Below are 18,492 nucleotides of genomic sequence, written 5' to 3' on the forward strand. Positions count from 1 at the left end.
ATAAATTTTAAAAAATTTAATTGTGAATCTATATATTCTTAACAATGACTTCTAAATTAAAAATGTTTTACTTTTTTATAGATATATAATTTTTATAATTATTAATAAAATATTTTAATAAAAATATAAACAGTTTTTTTTTTTTTTTTTTAAAACAAGAGCTAATGAATTTATAATTAATATAAGGAGATAAATGAAATGATTGAGATTAAAAATATATCCAGAAAAATGGGGAATTTTGGATTAGATAATGTTAGTTTTAAAATTAAAAATGGTTCTGTTGTTGCTTTCGTTGGGGATAATGGAGCAGGTAAAACCACAACAATTAAAGCAATTTTTGGAGAACTTAAACTTGATAGTGGAGAAATATTAATAGATGGAGAAAATTTATTTAAAAATAATAATTTATCAAAAGTCGCTTTTTTTCCAGATTCAAATAATGTTCCATTAGATATTAAAGTACATGAATATTTACATTATATTTGTGCGGCAAATAATATGAATAAAGAGAGAACTGATTTAAGTATTGATAATGTTTATAGATTATTGGAACTTAGACCGTACAAAGATAAAAAAATTAAGGAATTATCTTCTGGATGAAAGAAAAAAGCTATAATGGCAAGCGTTTTGGTTAGATCACCTGAATATATTATTTTTGATGAACCAACTGCAAACGTTGATGTTGAATCAAAAATGTACTTTATGGATATTTTTAAATTACTTTCAAAAGTAGGAATTACAATATTAATTACAAGTCATATAATTGAAGAGTTACAAGAATTAGCAAATTATTTAGTTTTAATTAAAAAGGGGCAAATTGTTTATTCAAATGATTTTGATAAAACTAAAGAACATATTATGGATGTTTATAAAAAACATATGAATGAGCCAATTAAAGATTTACACATTTTAAGTGATTTATATAATAAAAAGGATAAAAAATAATGAAAGATACAAATAAAGTAATGCTAAAGAAAGATAAACAAACAAATTTTGTAAAAGAATATAAAAATTTTGCTCTTCTTTATAGAATAAATTTAAAATTAAGTTTAAAAAATGTTGGTTCAATTATATCTGGTATATTATTTGCATTTGTAACAATAATTTTATTTTTTGTTGAATTTACTGAAGTAATTAAAAGTGCATCATTAAATAATTATGCAACATATAAAATTCTAACTTACTCATTGAGTTCTTCATTATTAATTTTTCATATATTATTAAATTCACTATACTTATTTAAAAAGCAAGTATCTGATGGAATTTCTTCAATTGAACTTAGAGCTGGTTATAAAACTTGAAAATCGTATTTAATTAGAGTATTTATAATTTTTTCAACATCTTTAATTTATATATTAATAACTTTATTAAGTGTTATCATATTAAATTTAACAAGTATAAATGATACTGTAATGATTTTCAGTTTACATTATTCACAAGTCTTCTTCTTTGGATTCCTAGCATTTTTTTCTACATTGGTATTATCAACAATAATGATTATGTTTAAAACATCTTTGGCAACAATATTTGCAATGCTTTACATTTTGATGATTGCATTAGCTCCAATAACTGCATCAATAAAATTTATGATCATTAATAGTGAAAATTCAAATTATAAAACTAACATAAAAATGATTGCAGGAGAATCTTTTTATCAAGCAAATAGTAAAAATGAGAATTTATTTAATGATGATAATGGAAGTGGTGAATCAAAAACAATAACTTCTATTGATAACTACATTCAAGAGGTACTAAAACCTTTAGAAGGAAAAACAGATGGAGGAAAAGTAATACTACCTGCTGAAAATTATTTTAATGGTTTTGATTTAAAAGGTGTTGTAAAAGAAAACGCATTGAATGATTCCTATTCATTTAATTATGCAAAAGCAAATCATATTTTGACAAAAAACTTAGGTTTAGGACAAGTTTATTATAAATATAATGTATTTAATCAAAATCAAGAGCTTGAACAAGAATTTCTTTTAGAAAAATCACCTGTTTGAAATATTTTAGAACCAATAAATAAAACAGTTTTGGAGAAAACTAATAGTTTCACAAAAAGCAATAGTGAAAAAATACCAACTTTGTTTGTAAAAACTAATAAGTATTATTCAAATAGATTTATAAATTCAAAAAACATAGATATAAATACTTTTATTGATGAATTAAAACAAGAATTACCGGAGTTATATTTATTTTTGAATTTTATTCAAAAATTTTATAATGAATATAAATCAATAATATTATCTTTAAATTTTGCTAATAATGGGTTTGCTATGTACAATGATATTTTAGATAATGCACTATTAAACAATAGTTCCTATATGCCTAGTAAAAGTTTAAACTATTATTCATGAAAAGAAACTTGAACTGAAGAAGAAGGACAATATAATAGGAATTTTTCAAGAAATTTCTGTGAAGTTGATAAATATAATAGTTTTGATAATAGTGAATGATATGTTTGTAAAGAAAATACTGATCTAATAAAACATAATAATGATATGGCAAAGGTCTATGCTGATATTCCAGAACTTACAATATTAAATCAACTTATTGTAAGTTTATGAAGAATGTCTATGGACTTTGACACATTCAGAGATAATAGAGAAAGTATTGATGATTCTCTTTATAACTACTTTAACATTACAGTTGCTTCAAATTCATTAAAAACTGATATTTTTAGACATTTTGCAGCAATATCAACTGGTCTATTTTCAAAGCCATTAACAAATGATTTATATAATGTGTCATCTTCAGGATTTTATCAAGGTCAATTTTATAATATTAAAAATATATTTGAATTTGAAAACTACAGCTATCAGAATAAAGATTTAAATGCTCCAATGGAACCTGTTTATAAAAACAAACAAATAAAAAATAGAGTAGTTTTCATAATTCCTTTAGCATATTTTGCATATATTGTTCTAATTTCTCCTTTAGGTTATGTTGGATACTTTATGTTTAATAGAAAGTCTAAATTATAGAGAGGAGTTTTAAAAAATGATCGAAATAAAAAATATTACAAGAGACTTAGGTGGTTTTGTTATGAACCAAGTAAGTTTTAAAATAAAAAAAGGGTCAGTTGTTGCTTTTGTTGGTGATAATGGTGCTGGAAAAACAACAACTATTAAAGCTCTTTTTGGAGAATTAAAATTAGAACATGGTGAAATATTAATGGATGGAAAAAATATATTTGAAGAAGAAAATCTTCAAAGAATAGCATTCTTTCCAGATTCAAATAGTGTTCCGTTAAATATGAAAGTAAAAGATTATGTTTCTTATGTTTGTGCTGTTAATGGTATGTCAAAAAGCGATTCAAAAGATGCAGCAGATAAAATATTTAAAATGTTATCTTTAGAACCGTACATCAATAAAAAAATTAAAAGCTTAAGTGCTGGATGAAAAAAAAGAGCTATAATGGCAAGCGTACTTGTTAGAACTCCAGATTATATTATTTTTGATGAACCAACTGCAAACGTTGACGTAGAGGCTAAATTATCATTTATGAATATTCTTCATGAACTTTCAAAAATTGGAGTTACTATTTTAATTACAAGTCATGTTCTTGAAGAACTACAAGAAGTTGCAAATTATGTGGTATTTATACGTGATGGAGAAATAATTTTAGAAAAGGATTTTAATAATCAAACAGAATCAATTGCAACCCTTTATAAACAAGTTATGGCTGAAAAGGATAATAAAGAAAAACTCTTAAAGGAAATTTATAATCCCAATGAAGGGAAGGTAATTTAATATGTCAGAAGTAAAGTTAAATTTAACCAAGATTAAAAACTCTAATGAGAAAAAAATCTTAAATAATTCAGAAAATAAATTTAATGGATTTAAAACATTATATTTAATTAATTTAAAAAGACTTATTAGAAATAAAGCTGTTATTACAATGACTATTATTTCATTAGTAGTTACTTTTATAATGTCTTCATTGGTTGCCTCATTCATGAAAGATCCAAGTAATGCGGAATCAATTGGTACAATAATGATCAGTATTACTTATATATGTGAAATATTTTTCTTTATTATATTTATGATTATTCTTTCAACGGAATTGATTAAAAAACAACTATTAGAAGGAATACAAAACATTGAAATAAGATCAGGAGTTAGTTTTAAAAAATCATTTTTACTTAGATGATATGTATTTATGACTTTTGTTTTTTCATTAGCTCTTTTAAATGCTATTTTAAAGATTTCATTAACATCAACAATAATATTTAAATTTGATTTAACATCATTTGCAATACTTAGTTCTTGTATATTCTTTTTCTTTATTGGATTTGTTTGAACTCCAGTAGTTTTTGCAATAACAATTTTGTGTTCTATGACTTGAAGTATAATGTTAAATGTATTTATTACCTTGATTTTGGTTTTTTCAGGAATGGCATCTTCAGTAGAAAAAAGTATAAATTATGATAATACAGCAAATAATGAAATGGTTATGAAAACAAATTTAAAAGCTGCTATTTCAAGTTCTTTTTATAAAAATATGAAAAATGATGTAAATGTAAATAAAATATTTAATGATAATGATGAAAGCGGGGAATCAAAATTAGGAAACCAATTACAAAAAAATGCTTCTGGAATTCCAATTATTGACGATAATGAAATCAAATCAACAAGTATATATTTTTATGAAAATCCAAATTTTGTGAATAATGATATAAAAATTATTTATCAAAATTCATTATATTCTGGACTATTTAATGTTAAATATGAATTGGATGAAAAAATTTATGCACCCTTAGAAAACACAGAAATTTTTAATTTATTGAATGAAATTTTTATGACGGTTAAAGATGGTATGGAATCAAATAATAATAAACCTCCACTTTCACTTCCAGGATACAATGGGGGATATATGGATAGATATGGCTATGACAGTAAATTTCATGATTTAGAGCCTTTAATAAAGTGATTATCTAAACAAGAAAAGACAAAACAATATAAAAATCTATTAAATTGAGTTAATAATTTATATTCAAAATATAAATTCGCTTTAATAAATAATAAATATTATAATTATTATGATTCAAATGGAAAAGATCAAACTTATCAACCATTATTGATAATTAGTGATTTTAATTTAAAAGGAAGTTCAGATTGAAATCCATTAGAAGACCCTATAAACAAAGAAATCAATAAGGTTTATAAAAGATATCCAGAATTGAGAATTATTAATAATTTAGTAACAGAAGCTTGAATCGGATCAATGGTTTGAAGAGCAGAATATAAATATTCTGATCGTTATAATCCTTCATCAAGTTATTCTTCCTTTAATAATCCACAAGAAACTTATGAAAATTATCAAAAATGAACAAATAAATCTATAATAGGAAATTCATTAAATATTTTTAATCATTTTTCAATAATTAATTCACAATTAATTGGAAATAACTTAAATAAAGATCTATTATTTAAACAATCTTTTCTAAGTTATACAGGTATTACAACAGGATATTCAAATCTTTCTGATTTAGCTAAAGTAGATAGTAGACTATTAGAAGGTAATCAAGAATTGAAACCAATTTTTGAAACTGTTAAATTAAAGAAAAAATCTGGATTTTTAGTTCCAGTAGCATTTTTAATGTATATTTTAATTTCAACTGGTTTTATGTATTTAATATTCTTATTGTGAGCTAAAAAAGCTAAAATTTAAAACGCTGTAAAGCGCTTTTTTATTTAATTGATTACTTCATTTAAAAGTGAAGTTAAATTAGATATAATATATATTAATGGGAGACAAACAAATGGAAAATACTTTTTTTGTCAGATATAAAGAAGATGAGAATTTAATTAATTTAACAGAGACGAAAAATTTTAAAAAAAGTAAAGGGTTTTTTGGGCTTTGATTTTTTTATTGAAAAAAATATAAATTTAAATCTTTGGCTGTAATATTTTTAATACTTTTAGTATCGGCTATATCTGTTTTTAATATTCTTATTGCAAGACAATTAACTGCTTTATTAGTTACTGAAACAATGATGAGTACTTTTAAAAATGCAGATATGATGGTAACTATTGTTAATGAATTACTAAATGAAGCAACAAATAAGCCTGGTGGAATTTTAACTCAAGAACAAATGGAGGAGTTAATAAAATGACTAGCAAATTCAGGTATGGGTATTTCAGATGATGTTATAAATATAGTCATTCATAAATATTATTTTGATTACATAACTGTAATTGATGGAATAGCAAGAGCCGATTTTTTATTCTTTCATATAGCAAAAATTGAGTGAGTGTGAATTCTTTTAGGTAGTATTTCTATAATTATTTTATTAATGTATAGTGCTTATTGTTTATGTGGAGAAATTAGTGAAGATGCAAATACTGATTTAAAAAATAAACTCGTAAAGTCATTATTAAATAAAAATATAGAATTTTACAATCAAAATTCTCAAGGAAAAATAACTGAAACTATTGTTAAGGATTCAAAAAATATAGCAAATCAACTTAAAGTAGCACCAATAATTATAATATTTATTATCTTTTCAACTTTTGGGTCAATTGGAATGTTAATTTATATAGATTTAATAATTTCATTATTAATGTTTGCTTTAATTTTATTTGTATTATTACTTGCATTAATTGTTGTTTTAGCTATTTCAAAACCTGTTAAAAATAGTATTGAAGAAAGATCAAAACATGACTCTGAAATAACAGAAAAAATTGCGGCAATAAGATTAATTAAATCAAGCGGAACATGAGTTAATGAAGAAATACAAAATAATATTGAAACTGAAAAAAACAATAGAAAAAACAAAAAACTAAATTTTGCAATATCAATAATTCCAGGAATTATTATAGGAGCAATGGGTTGTTTGACTTTATCTTCAATGATATTTGGTGTTTTCATTTATGGAGAAAATACTCAAAAATTAATTACAGTATTTTCTTCATTTACAGCAGGTATATTTGTAATGGTTACTCCAATATTTCAATTAAATACTATCTTGCAAAGTATTAATGAAACTAATAAATCATCACAAAACATTGGAGAAATAGTTACAGATGAAAATAATGTAATTGAAAAGAATTTAACTCAAATAGTTGAAAATAACAAAATAAATAAAATTGAATTTAAAAATGTAGAATTTGCTTATCCTTCTAATCCAAATGTTCCCGTAATAAGAGATCTAAATATTATTTTGGAACAAGGAAAATCTTATGCCTTTGTTGGTCCGTCAGGAAGTGGTAAATCAACAATTACAAGACTTATAATGAGATTCTATGAAGATTTTTCTGGTCAAATAAATATAAATGATAATTTAGAAATTAGAGATATATCTTTAAAAAATTGAATGGACAATATTGGCTATGTTGATCAAGAACCACAAATTTTATCAGCTACAGTTAGAGAAAACTTGAGATATATAAAAGAAAATGCAACAGATGAAGAAATTATTGAAGCATGTAAAAAGGCAAAAATTCATGATTTAATAATGAGTTTTTCAGAAGGATATGATACTTTCTTGCAGGAGAGAGGAAAACAATTAAGTGGTGGACAAAAGCAAAGACTTGTTATTGCTAGAATGTTTTTAAAAGATCCGAGTTTAATTATTCTTGATGAGGCAACAAGTGCATTAGATAACCTTGTTGAAAAAGAAATTTCTGCTGAACTAGAAAAATTAATTGTAGGAAAAACTACAATTGCAATTGCTCATAGGTTAAGTACTATCAAAAACTATGACAAAATATTTGTTTTAGATACAAATAAAAGAATAGTTCAAACTGGAACATTTATAGAATTAATAAAACAACCAGGTTTATTTAAAGAACTCTATGAAGTTGGTAAGGAGAATGAATAGTATGAAGAATTTTATTAAGATTTTTAATCCTTCAAATAATTGAAAAACAACTTTCATTTTGATTTTAATTTTAGCAATTTTAACATTCTTTTTAGCTCTTTTTATGGGTTATCAATTTACTGACGGAGATGGGAATGTTTATTCTTTTAAATTACTTTCAAAAAATTATGATAGATCATTAAAATATATATATGAAATATTTTCATTACCATCAAGTAATCAAACAGAATCAGGTATAGCAATAAAAAATTCATATGATGCTAGTAATGTTTATGCATTAATTTCCAATTATAATTTACTAGCATATATTCTTTGATTTATATTGCCAATAGGTTTTATATTAAATCAATTTAGATTAAGTCATTTAATAGGTAAAACAAGAAGAACTGTAAATGCAACTATTATTCTTATCACTTCAATAGTATTATTAATTTTAATTATTAACTATTGAATTGGATATTTTCAATGAATCAATTTATTAAATGATAGAAGATTTGAAGGAATAAATACATGAGGATATAATTGAAGAACTGTTGTTCAACAGTCTTTATTAATAATAGGAGTAGGGTTGTTTATTGCAATTTCATGCTACAACGTATTTGTTGAAAATAAAGTTAAATATTTATATATTTCAGAAAAACAAAAATAGCAATTTAATTGCTATTTTTTTATGTCTACTTTTAACTTTTAAAACCCAATATTGTGTATAATATAAATGTTTAATAGGAGGTTATTAATGTCTAACAAATTATCAGGAATTGGTGCAAGTAATGGTATATCTATTGCAAAAGTATATATACTTGACGAACAACCAATAGTTATTTCAGAAACAAAAACAACTGATGTTGAAAGTGAACTTTCAATTATAAGCTCATCAATTGAAAAGGCAAAAGCAGATTTACTTAGCTTGCAAGGAATTGCTAAAGAAAAATTAGGTGAAGAAAAGGCTGCAATCTTTGAAGCACATGCTTCAATTTTAGAAGATCCAGCTATGGCAGAAGAGTTTACATCATTGGTAAAAGAACAAAATTATAATGCTGCAAAAGCAATTAAAGAGGTTGCTGACAAATATATGGCAATGTTTGAAGCAATGGATGATGATTATTTTAAAGAAAGAGCTGCTGACATTAAAGACGTAACTGAAAGATTAATTAGATACGTATTAAATATGCCAGTTGCAGATTTGGCAACAATTAATGAAGAAGTTATTATTGTTGCAGAAGATTTAACACCTTCACAAACTGCTCAATTAAACCCAAAATTTGTTAAAGGGTTTGCATGTAATATTGGTGGAAGAACTAGTCATGCTGCTATAATGGCAAGAAGTTTAGAAATTCCTGCAGTTTTAGGGTTAAAAACTATTTTACATGATGTTAAAGAAGGAGATATTTTAGCTTTAAATGGTGAAACAGGTGATGTTGAAATTAATCCAACAGACAAGAATGAATGAGAAAAATTAGCAAATGAGTTTGCTAAGGAAAAAGATGAATTAAAAAAATTAAAAGATCAACCAACTTTAACTAAAGATGGATTTGATGGATTCGTTCTTGAGGGAAACATTGGTAGTCCAAAAGATGTTGAAGCTGTACTTGAAAATGGTGGAGAAGCTGTTGGTCTGTTTAGAAGTGAATTCTTATATATGGATAATGATCATTTCCCAACTGAAGAAGAACAATTCGTTTCATATAAAAAAGTTGTTGATGAAATGAATGGTAAATTAACAGTTATTAGAACTTTGGATATTGGTGGAGATAAAAAATTATCATATTTCTCATTTCCAGAAGAAATGAACCCATTTTTAGGATATCGTGCTATCAGATTTACACTGGATAGAAAAGATATTTTTAAAGATCAAATTAGAGCTTTATTAAGAGCTAGTGCATTTGGACCAGTTGGTATTATGTTCCCAATGATTGCTACAGTTGATGAATTCTTAGCTGCAAAACAATTTACACTAGATTGTAAAGCAGATTTAGAAAAAGAAGGTCATAAAATTGGAACTGACTTAGAAATTGGAATGATGGTAGAAATACCTGCAGCAGCAGTTAATGCAGAAAACTTTGCAAAACATGCAGACTTCTTCTCAGTTGGAACAAATGATTTAATTCAATATACAATGGCAGCAGATAGAATGAGTGAAAATGTAACTTACCTATATCAACCATATAATCCATCAATTTTAAAATTATTAAAAATGACAATAGATGGCGCACATAAACATGGTAAATGAGCTGGAATGTGTGGAGAAATGGCTGGAGAACCTGATGCTATTCCATTATTAATGGGATTAGGACTTGATGCGTACTCAATGTCAGCTACAAGTATTTTAAAAGCAAGAAGCATTATGTCAAAACTTACTTTAAAAGAAACACAAGAATTAGCTAATAAAGCATTAGAATGTGAAACATCTGATCAAGTTATTAAATTAGTTAAAGAATTAATGGAAAATAAATAATTTAAAAATCTATAAGAAAGCTTATAGATTTTTTTATGCATAATAGCAAATTTAACTAATTATAAAAATAGAAATAAATAAGTTCTTTTTATTGTAAAATAAGTTGGAGGAGAAGGTATTATTATGGGATTATTCACAAAAAATAAAAATTTAGATATTTTTGCACCAGTTGATGGTGAAATTATTGATCTTTCAAAAGTAGAAGACGAAGTGTTTTCAGAAAAAATGTTAGGTGATGGATTGGCAATTATTCCTGAAAATGGAGAATTTGTAGCACCAATTGATGGAAAATTAGTAACAGTTTTCCCAAGTGGTCATGCATATGGTATTGCTAACTCAAATGGAGTTGAAATTTTATTACATATAGGATTAGATACTGTATCACTAAACGGAGAAGGTTTTGATATAAATGTTAAACAAGGTCAAAACGTTAAAAAAGGTGACTTATTAGTTAATGTTGATATAGAATCAGTATCTAAAAAAGTTCCTTCAATGCAAACACCATTAATTTTTACAACAGATTCAATGAGTGGAAGAAGTTTTGAAATAGTAAAAACTGGAAAAGTTAAAAAAGGTGACTTGATTGCACAAGTAAAATAATAACTATTTTACTAAAAAACCTCTGTGTGAGGTTTTTTTCTTTTTAATAGATATTAGTAGTAAAATTAAATAAGGTGAAATTTATGAAAAATTATATAAAAAAATTAAGAGATAAACATTTTAATTTAAGTGAAGAATCTAAATTTAGATTTGATATATTAAATTATAAAACAGATGGAATGATATTTATTTCAAGTGTTTTATTAGTACCTTTATTTTTAGCATTATTTATATTTTTTATTAGTTTTAACGATAAAAATTCTTTAGATGGTTGACCAACTACTGTATTTTCAGTCTTTTATTTATTGTCAGTAGCAACAGGATTAATATTTCATATATTAAGAAATGGAAGGCAATCTTTTAAAACTGGATACCTTTGAATATATATGTTTATTCTTGGACCACAAGTTGTTGCATTACCTATTATTTTTATAATTCCTTTACTTGCAATATTTTCACAAGAACAAGGTATAGTAAATTGATATTCATCAATTTTAATTACTATTTTTACAGAATTAATAATATTAATATTAGCAGCGGTTTATAATAAAAAATTTTTTAAAAGATTAAAAGAAACATTTAAAACAAAATGAAAGGAATTAATAGTAGTTACTCTAATTGGAACAATTTTATTATTTTTAATTTCAACATTTTTATTTTCTAATTTAATTGAAACAAAATTATTTGGTTTACCTGAAAGTCAAAATGAAATTAATTTAAAAAAGATGTTAAATGGTGAAAATGGAAATGGAGTAAAAATATCTGCAATTATTTTACTTTTTATTTTAACAGTTGTACTAGCTCCTATATGTGAAGAATTATGTATGAGAGATAGCTTTAATCTAAATGCATCAAATAGATGATTAGGATTTGTAGGAAGTGCAATGTTTTTTGGATTTATTCACTATGGTCCATCTTTTGACTTTGAACATTTTTTAAGTTATACATCTGCTGGTTTTATACTATCGGGAATCTTCTTATTTACAAAAGGAAATGCAACTTACACATGAACATTACATTTAACAAATAATTTAATTGCATTTATTTTAGTATTATCAGTTTAAAAGTAGAAAGAGGTCTTTATGACACTTATTAAAGTAAATCAAAATGATGTAGATCAAACAATATTTAATTTTATAAAAAAGAATTATAAATCAACAAACTTATCAATAATATATAAATGATTTAGAAAAGGTAAAATTAAAATAAATGATATTAGAGTTAAAGATCTAAAAATAAAAATAAAATTAAATGATGAGGTTAAAGTTTTTGATAGTAGTCAAACTGAAAAAAGAGATCAATTTATAGAAGTTGATTTTTCAAATTTATCTATAATTTATGAAGATGAAAATATTTTGATAGTTGATAAAGAACCAAATCTAGAAGTTCATTCACCTGTAAATATTAATTTAGATCAAATAGTTAAAAGTTATTTAAAAAATAAAAAAGAATATAATCCAGAAGAAGAAAATAGTTTTGTAATAAGTCATGTTCATAGAATTGATAAACTTACAAAGGGATTGGTAATTTATGCAAAGAATAAAATAACTTTAGACATTTTATTAAAGGAATTAAATAATAAGAGCAAAATTACTAAACTTTATTTAGCAAAAACTGAGAATAGTAACTTACAAACGGGAAAAATATCTGGTTATATAAAATATGACAATGATAATCAAAAAGCTAAGTTTAGGGTTGAAAAATTTAACAATGCTAAAAAAGTAGAACAAATTAATAGACTAATTGATGAGACTAAAAATATTTATGAGATTCAAATAATAACAGGTAGAAAACATCAAATTAGAGCTGTATGTAATTTTTATAAAGCACCAATTTGTAAAGACTTTAGATATGGTGGAGAAAGAAGTAGTTTAAGAGAAATAGATTTAATTGCTTATAAGTTAATTTTTAATGATTTTGAAGGATACTTATCTTACTTAAATGGTAATGAATACAAATCAAATTATAATTTTTAATGTTAAAATTATATTAATGTGTCAGGAGGTTGAACAATGTTATCTACAAGACAAGGTATTTTCAGTGTAATTGTTGGTACAACAATCTCAACTTTTAATGCAATAATTCAATTTTTAACAATGTATTGAGTACTTGAAAAATTTGGAACAGAGTTTAACGGGTTTATACGTTTAGTAACATCTTTTTCAGCAATAATTGCAACAGCTGAAGGTGCGCTTGGTATAGCAGCTTCAATATTACTGGTAAAACCATTAGTTAATAATGATTGAATTAGTGCAAATGAAATATATTCAACAGCAAAAAAAAGTTTTAGAAGATCTGCAATAACAAGTTTAGCATTAGTTACACTAACTGCTATTTTTTATCCATTATATGCAGGGGTAAGTGCTAATGGTAATATATTTAATCCAAATAGTTGAAAAGGTATTGGTCTAATATTAACAGGAGCAGAAAAGGGTTTCGCTCCGTATTGAATGTTAATGTTTGTTGCTCTAATATTTGGGACTAAGAATTTTGTTTCTGCTTTTTGATTTAGTGTTTATGAAACAATAATAATAGCCGATAATAAAAATGTTATTAGAAGAATTACTATTTTGTTCTCAGATATTCTAGTAAGTGGTCTTACATTTTATTTACTTGCAACAGTTGAAAATCCAATATTACCTTTTATTCCAACATTACTTTACTCTCCAATAAAGGGTTTATTAATTTATATGTATGTTAAAAAGAAATATTTATGATTAAAATATTACAGAGATTTTAATAGTTTTAAATTGAATACAACCACATCAAAAATAACATGATCTAATTTAGGTTCAACTTTATTATTGAATTCTGATATAGCTATTGCTTCAATTATATTAGGACTTAGTGTTTCTTCTACTCTATCACTTTATTTAGTTGTAGCACTAAATGTTAGATTGATTATGACAAACTTTGTTGTTTCTTTTAGAGAATTCTTTGTTACTTTAGTTGCTAAAAGAGGAAGAATTGGCTGAGAAAGTTATACAAAGTACGAGCTTTATACATATTTAATTGCTGCATTTACATTTATCAATATGTCAATTTTATCTCCATATTTTGTAAGCGCATTATATGCAAAAAATATTGTCATTGATTCAGCTGATGTTTGAAATAGAAACGCTTTTGAATTTATGTTTTATACACCAAACTTTTCAATACTTTATGGAGCAATTACTGCCTTTACAATACTTTGTGATGGTCAAATGACTCTTATTCAAGCAAAGGGAAGATATGGAGAGGTATCAAAATTTCAAAATATTATAGGAATTATTTATATAATTGGGGCAGTCTTAATAACTTTTATTTTGGTAACATCAAAAGTTGGTGGAGAGTATACATTAGTGGTTGGTATTATAAGTATGTACACTGTTAAATTAGTATCCTTAATAATTAGATATAGTTATTTATGAATCTATGTTTGAAAATATGTTACTTATAATTCAACTAAGAAAAATGTTTTAAATAACTTTTTAATTCTTATAATACCAATAATTTTGAGTGCAATATTAAATGTTTTATTTATTAGTAAAAAATTGAATATTGAAAAATCAACAGATCCTTCTGCGCATATTGCACCATTAATTGCTCTATTCTTTACAACAATTTTCGTTTCAATGACATTGTTAATATTATTTTCTTACATTTTAAATGCAAAAGCATTTAATGGTATTATAAGAAATCTACCAATAGTTCAAAAAATTGTAACAAATAGATCCTCAGAACAAAGAAAAAAAAGATTTGAAGAATATGGTATAGATGTAGATGGAATTGTTGATAAAGGAAATCAAATTTCACATGCTATGTATGGTATTGAAGATAGTTCATTAAATAGTGAAATTCTTAATGAATCAACAGAAATTAGCATAAATCCTAAAAGTGAAAATATTTTTGTTTTAAAAGGTAAGTAAAATCGATTTTATCGATTTTTTTTATTTAATTTTAAGGAATAGTTTAATACTTTCAAGGTGCTATAATTTAGAAAGGTGAAAATATGGTAAATACTTCAATTTTTATTGCTTTAGGAATAGCAATGTTATATCTGTTTATGTTTTATACATCAGGTTTAATAATTACTGAATTATTCAAATTTAGAATAAAAAATTATTTTGTAGCAATAGCTACAGGTTTTTTTAGTTATTTTACTTTTATTTCAGTTGCAACTTTCCCATTACAATTAATATCAGTTCTCCCATATGTTTTCTTTGTATATTATATTTTCGCAATATCAATTATTTATTTAATATTCTGTTTTACTTTTACTAGATTTTGATTAAATACAAATTTCTTCAAAATAGATTCTTTAATATTCATTATGGTTGTTGGTATTTTTGTTGTAATTGATTATGCTTCAATTGAATATATAACAAATGAGAATTTTAGTAGACATAAAAACACATTAGCTATTTTATATTGATTAAAAGATAATCCAGTATCATTTTTTAATGATTCAACTTTATTTAACTTTTTAGGGTTTAAACCTTTTCAAGGTTGATATACTTTCCAATTATCTACAATAATAATGGTAGATGCTCAACCATATCAATATAGAGATTTAATAATACCGTTATTAATTATTTTAGATGCCTTTTTAATCACATCAATATTATTTATATTTTATGAGTCATTTTCAATTAATGAAAAGATATGAACTAGAATAAGAATATTCATATTAAGTTTATTAGTTTTTATTATTACAAGAGTTATTTTTTGATATTTCAACTACTCTATATTTGGAGGAGAAATGATTTTAATTTATCTAATTATGTATGCAACAACAATGCTTCTTAGATATACAAGCTCAAATATTAGAGAAAGATTTAATCCTATTTTTGTAGGTATTGTTCTTGGAGGTTATATCTCATTTTCATGAGATAGTTCATATCAAATTTTGTTCTTAGTATATGCATTTGTATTTGCAATACAAAGAAAATTTAATCAGAACTTTACAAAGGATGTTTTACAAATCGCTATTTTTCCTTTAATTGGATTTATTTTTTATAACATTATTTTAAATTTATATTTACAAGCAATTATATTTGGTGGAATTTTATTATTAATGTTTTTAACATCATATTTAATGAATAAAAGATATAGCTTTGTTGCTAAATTTGAATTATTTTTAGAAAGTAGAAGTATATTTACAATACTTTTAGTACCAATATTTTTTATGACTTTATCAACTGCTTTTATTTTGGCATTTAATGAAAATGTTCTATCAGAAAAATATAATTCATTAAATATTTTATATTTATGATTATCAATAATTAAAAATAATATTGCCAGACAATTTCTGACATTCGTATTATCTATGTTTTTATTAGCTGGATCTTTTGTTTGAATTTTCTTTAGAAAAAGAATTAAATGTAGTGCTTTTTCAAATATAGTAGATTTATTTCTTATAAGTTATTTAACATTTTATAATCCTATATCTGTTAGATTTATAAGTGTTTTCTATCCTAAAATGTTTGAAACAAATGGTATTGTTTTAATAGTTTTACTATTAACAACTTTAAATACTATTCCATACTCATTTAGTAGAAAAAGAACCGACCAGTTATTAAATGAAACTGTTGTAATAAAAAAATATTCAAGAATTAATTTTTAATAAGGAGAATTATGAAAAATATTATAGAGAAAATAAATAATTTGAAAAATAATTTAAACAAATGAGGTCACGCATATTATGTATTGGATAGTCCTATTGTTGATGATGCAGAATATGATAAAACCTTAAAGGAACTTATTGAACTTGAAAATCAATACCCTGAATTGATAACTGATGATTCACCTTCACAAAAAGTTGGCGGAATAGTAATGGATAAATTTGAAAAATATAAACATAAATTACCAATGCTTAGTTTAGCAAATGCTTTTAATAAAGAAGATTTACTAAACTTTAATGATCAAATTAAAAAGGAAATTGAAAATTCTGATTATAATTTTTTTGTCGAACCTAAAATTGATGGACTTTCAATTTCATTAATTTATAACAATGGTAAATTTTTTAAGGGTGTTACAAGAGGGGATGGAATTTATGGTGAAGATGTAACTTCAAATGTAAAAACAATAAAAAGTATTCCATTGTCTATTGAAGATCAAAATGATTATGTAGAAATTAGAGGAGAAGTTTTTTTATCAAAAACTGAATTTGAAAAAATAAATAAACAAAGGCAAACAAATGATGAAGAAATATTTGCAAATCCAAGAAATGCAGCTGCAGGTACATTGAGACAATTAGATTCAAGTATTGCAGCTTCAAGAAAACTGGATGCATTTTTATATTATTTTATGGATAGAGAAAAGTTTCATACACATAGTGAATCATTAAGTTATCTAGAAAAAATGAATTTTAAAATTAATGATTTGGGAAAAATTTGTAAAAGTATTGAAGAAGTATACGAGCATATTTTATACATTCAGTCTCAAAGAGAAAATTTAGAATATGAAATTGATGGAGTAGTAATAAAAATAAATGATTTTGATCTTTATGAAAAAGTTGGATATACTGCTAAATCTCCAAAGTGAGCAATAGCGTTTAAATTTCCAGCAGAAGTTAAAACAACAAAATTAAAAAATATTTTTCCAACTGTTGGAAGAACAGGAAGAATTACTTATAATGCTTTATTACAACCAGTGCAAATTGCTGGAACAACAGTACAAGCTGCAACACTTCATAATGCTGATTTTATTATTCAAAGAGATATTAGAATTGGTGGAGAGGTGAAAATTAAAAAGGCAGGAGATATAATTCCTGAAGTAATTGCTCCAATAATTGATGAAAATTACTATAAATTAAATAAATGAATTGAAGATACAAATTGTCCAATATGCAATTCTCTCTTGGAAAGAGTTGAAGGAGAAGTTGACCAATATTGTATTAACTCACAATGTCCAAGAAAAATAGTTAGAGGACTTGAGCACTTTGTATCAAGAGACGCAATGAATATTGAAGGTTTAAGTATTAAAATAATAGAAAAATTATTTGAAAATAAATTTATAGAAAATGTTGGAGATATTTATAAATTAAATAAATATAAAAATGAATTGATTCAATTGGATAAAATGGGAGAAAAATCTGTTACTAATTTATTAGAATCAATAGAAAAATCAAAATCAAATTCTCTGGAAAAATTATTTTTTGGATTAGGTATACGACATGTCGGAAAGAAAACGGCAAAAGTTCTTGCTGTTAACTTTAAGGAAATTGATGTAATTTCAAATATTAATTTTAATGAATTAGAAGAAATTAATGATATTGGTCCTATTGTTGCAAAATCAGTATGTGATTGATTTGAAATAAAACAAAATGCAGATCTTATTAAAACTTTAAAAAATGAGGGGCTAAATACAAAATATTTAGGTAATGAAGGTTCAAAAAACAATGATAAAATTACTATGAAAAGTTTCGTAATCACAGGTACTTTAAGTAAACCAAGAAATTATTTCAAAGAAATGCTTGAAGAATATGGTGCAAAAGTAATTGATACAGTAAGCAAAAAAACAGATTTTTTATTAGCTGGACAAGAAGCTGGAAGCAAATTAGAAAAAGCTCAAAAATTAGGAATACAGATTTTATCTGAATCAGAATTCTTAGAAATGATAGGAGAATAA

At 24.3% G+C, this 18,492-nt stretch carries 13 protein-coding genes; all 13 read left to right on the forward strand.

Annotation, left to right across the window (positions count from 1 at the left end):
* Positions 1-198: 198 nt before the first annotated feature.
* The 13 genes from SDIMI_RS00515 to ligA all read left to right on the forward strand — a co-directional run bounded on the left by SDIMI_RS00515 (position 199) and on the right by ligA (position 18,492).
* A complete protein-coding gene (locus SDIMI_RS00515; RefSeq protein ID WP_020836041.1) occupies positions 199-945 on the forward strand; it encodes an ABC transporter ATP-binding protein in 747 nt (248 codons plus the stop codon).
* On the forward strand, positions 945-2,984 hold the full coding sequence (locus SDIMI_RS00520) for a hypothetical protein (RefSeq protein ID WP_020836042.1): 2,040 nt from the start codon (positions 945-947) through the stop codon (positions 2,982-2,984). The genes SDIMI_RS00515 and SDIMI_RS00520 overlap by 1 nt, the downstream gene beginning before the upstream one ends.
* 16 nt (positions 2,985-3,000) lie before the next feature.
* Positions 3,001-3,753: an ABC transporter ATP-binding protein gene (locus tag SDIMI_RS00525; protein ID WP_020836043.1), complete on the forward strand. Its 753-nt coding sequence runs from the start codon at positions 3,001-3,003 to the stop codon at positions 3,751-3,753.
* A 1-nt stretch (position 3,754) separates the two neighbouring features.
* Positions 3,755-5,674: an ABC transporter permease gene (locus tag SDIMI_RS00530; RefSeq protein ID WP_020836044.1), complete on the forward strand. Its 1,920-nt coding sequence runs from the start codon at positions 3,755-3,757 to the stop codon at positions 5,672-5,674.
* Positions 5,675-5,765: 91 nt separating this feature from the next.
* Positions 5,766-7,826, forward strand: coding sequence for an ABC transporter ATP-binding protein (locus tag SDIMI_RS00535; RefSeq protein WP_020836045.1), 2,061 nt, complete (start codon positions 5,766-5,768; stop codon positions 7,824-7,826).
* 1 nt (position 7,827) lies between these two features.
* Positions 7,828-8,475 (forward strand): hypothetical protein, encoded by a 648-nt coding sequence (locus SDIMI_RS00540; protein WP_020836046.1) that lies wholly within the window; start codon positions 7,828-7,830, stop codon positions 8,473-8,475.
* 87 nt (positions 8,476-8,562) lie between these two features.
* A complete protein-coding gene (gene ptsP, locus SDIMI_RS00545; RefSeq protein WP_020836047.1) occupies positions 8,563-10,281 on the forward strand; it encodes a phosphoenolpyruvate--protein phosphotransferase in 1,719 nt (572 codons plus the stop codon).
* A gap of 123 nt (positions 10,282-10,404) precedes the next feature.
* Positions 10,405-10,881, forward strand: a complete 477-nt coding sequence (locus tag SDIMI_RS00550) for a PTS sugar transporter subunit IIA (RefSeq protein ID WP_020836048.1) — start codon at positions 10,405-10,407, stop codon at positions 10,879-10,881.
* A gap of 83 nt (positions 10,882-10,964) precedes the next feature.
* Positions 10,965-11,945, forward strand: a complete 981-nt coding sequence (locus tag SDIMI_RS00555) for a CPBP family intramembrane glutamic endopeptidase (protein WP_020836049.1) — start codon at positions 10,965-10,967, stop codon at positions 11,943-11,945.
* A gap of 18 nt (positions 11,946-11,963) precedes the next feature.
* Positions 11,964-12,857 (forward strand): pseudouridine synthase, encoded by an 894-nt coding sequence (locus tag SDIMI_RS00560; protein ID WP_020836050.1) that lies wholly within the window; start codon positions 11,964-11,966, stop codon positions 12,855-12,857.
* A 36-nt stretch (positions 12,858-12,893) separates the two neighbouring features.
* Positions 12,894-14,789, forward strand: a complete 1,896-nt coding sequence (locus SDIMI_RS00565) for a hypothetical protein (protein WP_020836051.1) — start codon at positions 12,894-12,896, stop codon at positions 14,787-14,789.
* 83 nt (positions 14,790-14,872) lie between these two features.
* A complete protein-coding gene (locus SDIMI_RS00570) occupies positions 14,873-16,486 on the forward strand; it encodes a hypothetical protein (protein ID WP_020836052.1) in 1,614 nt (537 codons plus the stop codon).
* 11 nt (positions 16,487-16,497) lie between these two features.
* Complete coding sequence (gene ligA, locus SDIMI_RS00575) at positions 16,498-18,492, forward strand: NAD-dependent DNA ligase LigA (RefSeq protein WP_020836053.1); 1,995 nt, start codon at positions 16,498-16,500, stop codon at positions 18,490-18,492.

The sequence above is a fragment of the Spiroplasma diminutum CUAS-1 genome (assembly GCF_000439455.1).
In the GTDB taxonomy this organism is placed as follows: Bacteria; Bacillota_I; Bacilli_A; order Mycoplasmatales; family Mycoplasmataceae; genus Spiroplasma_A; species Spiroplasma_A diminutum.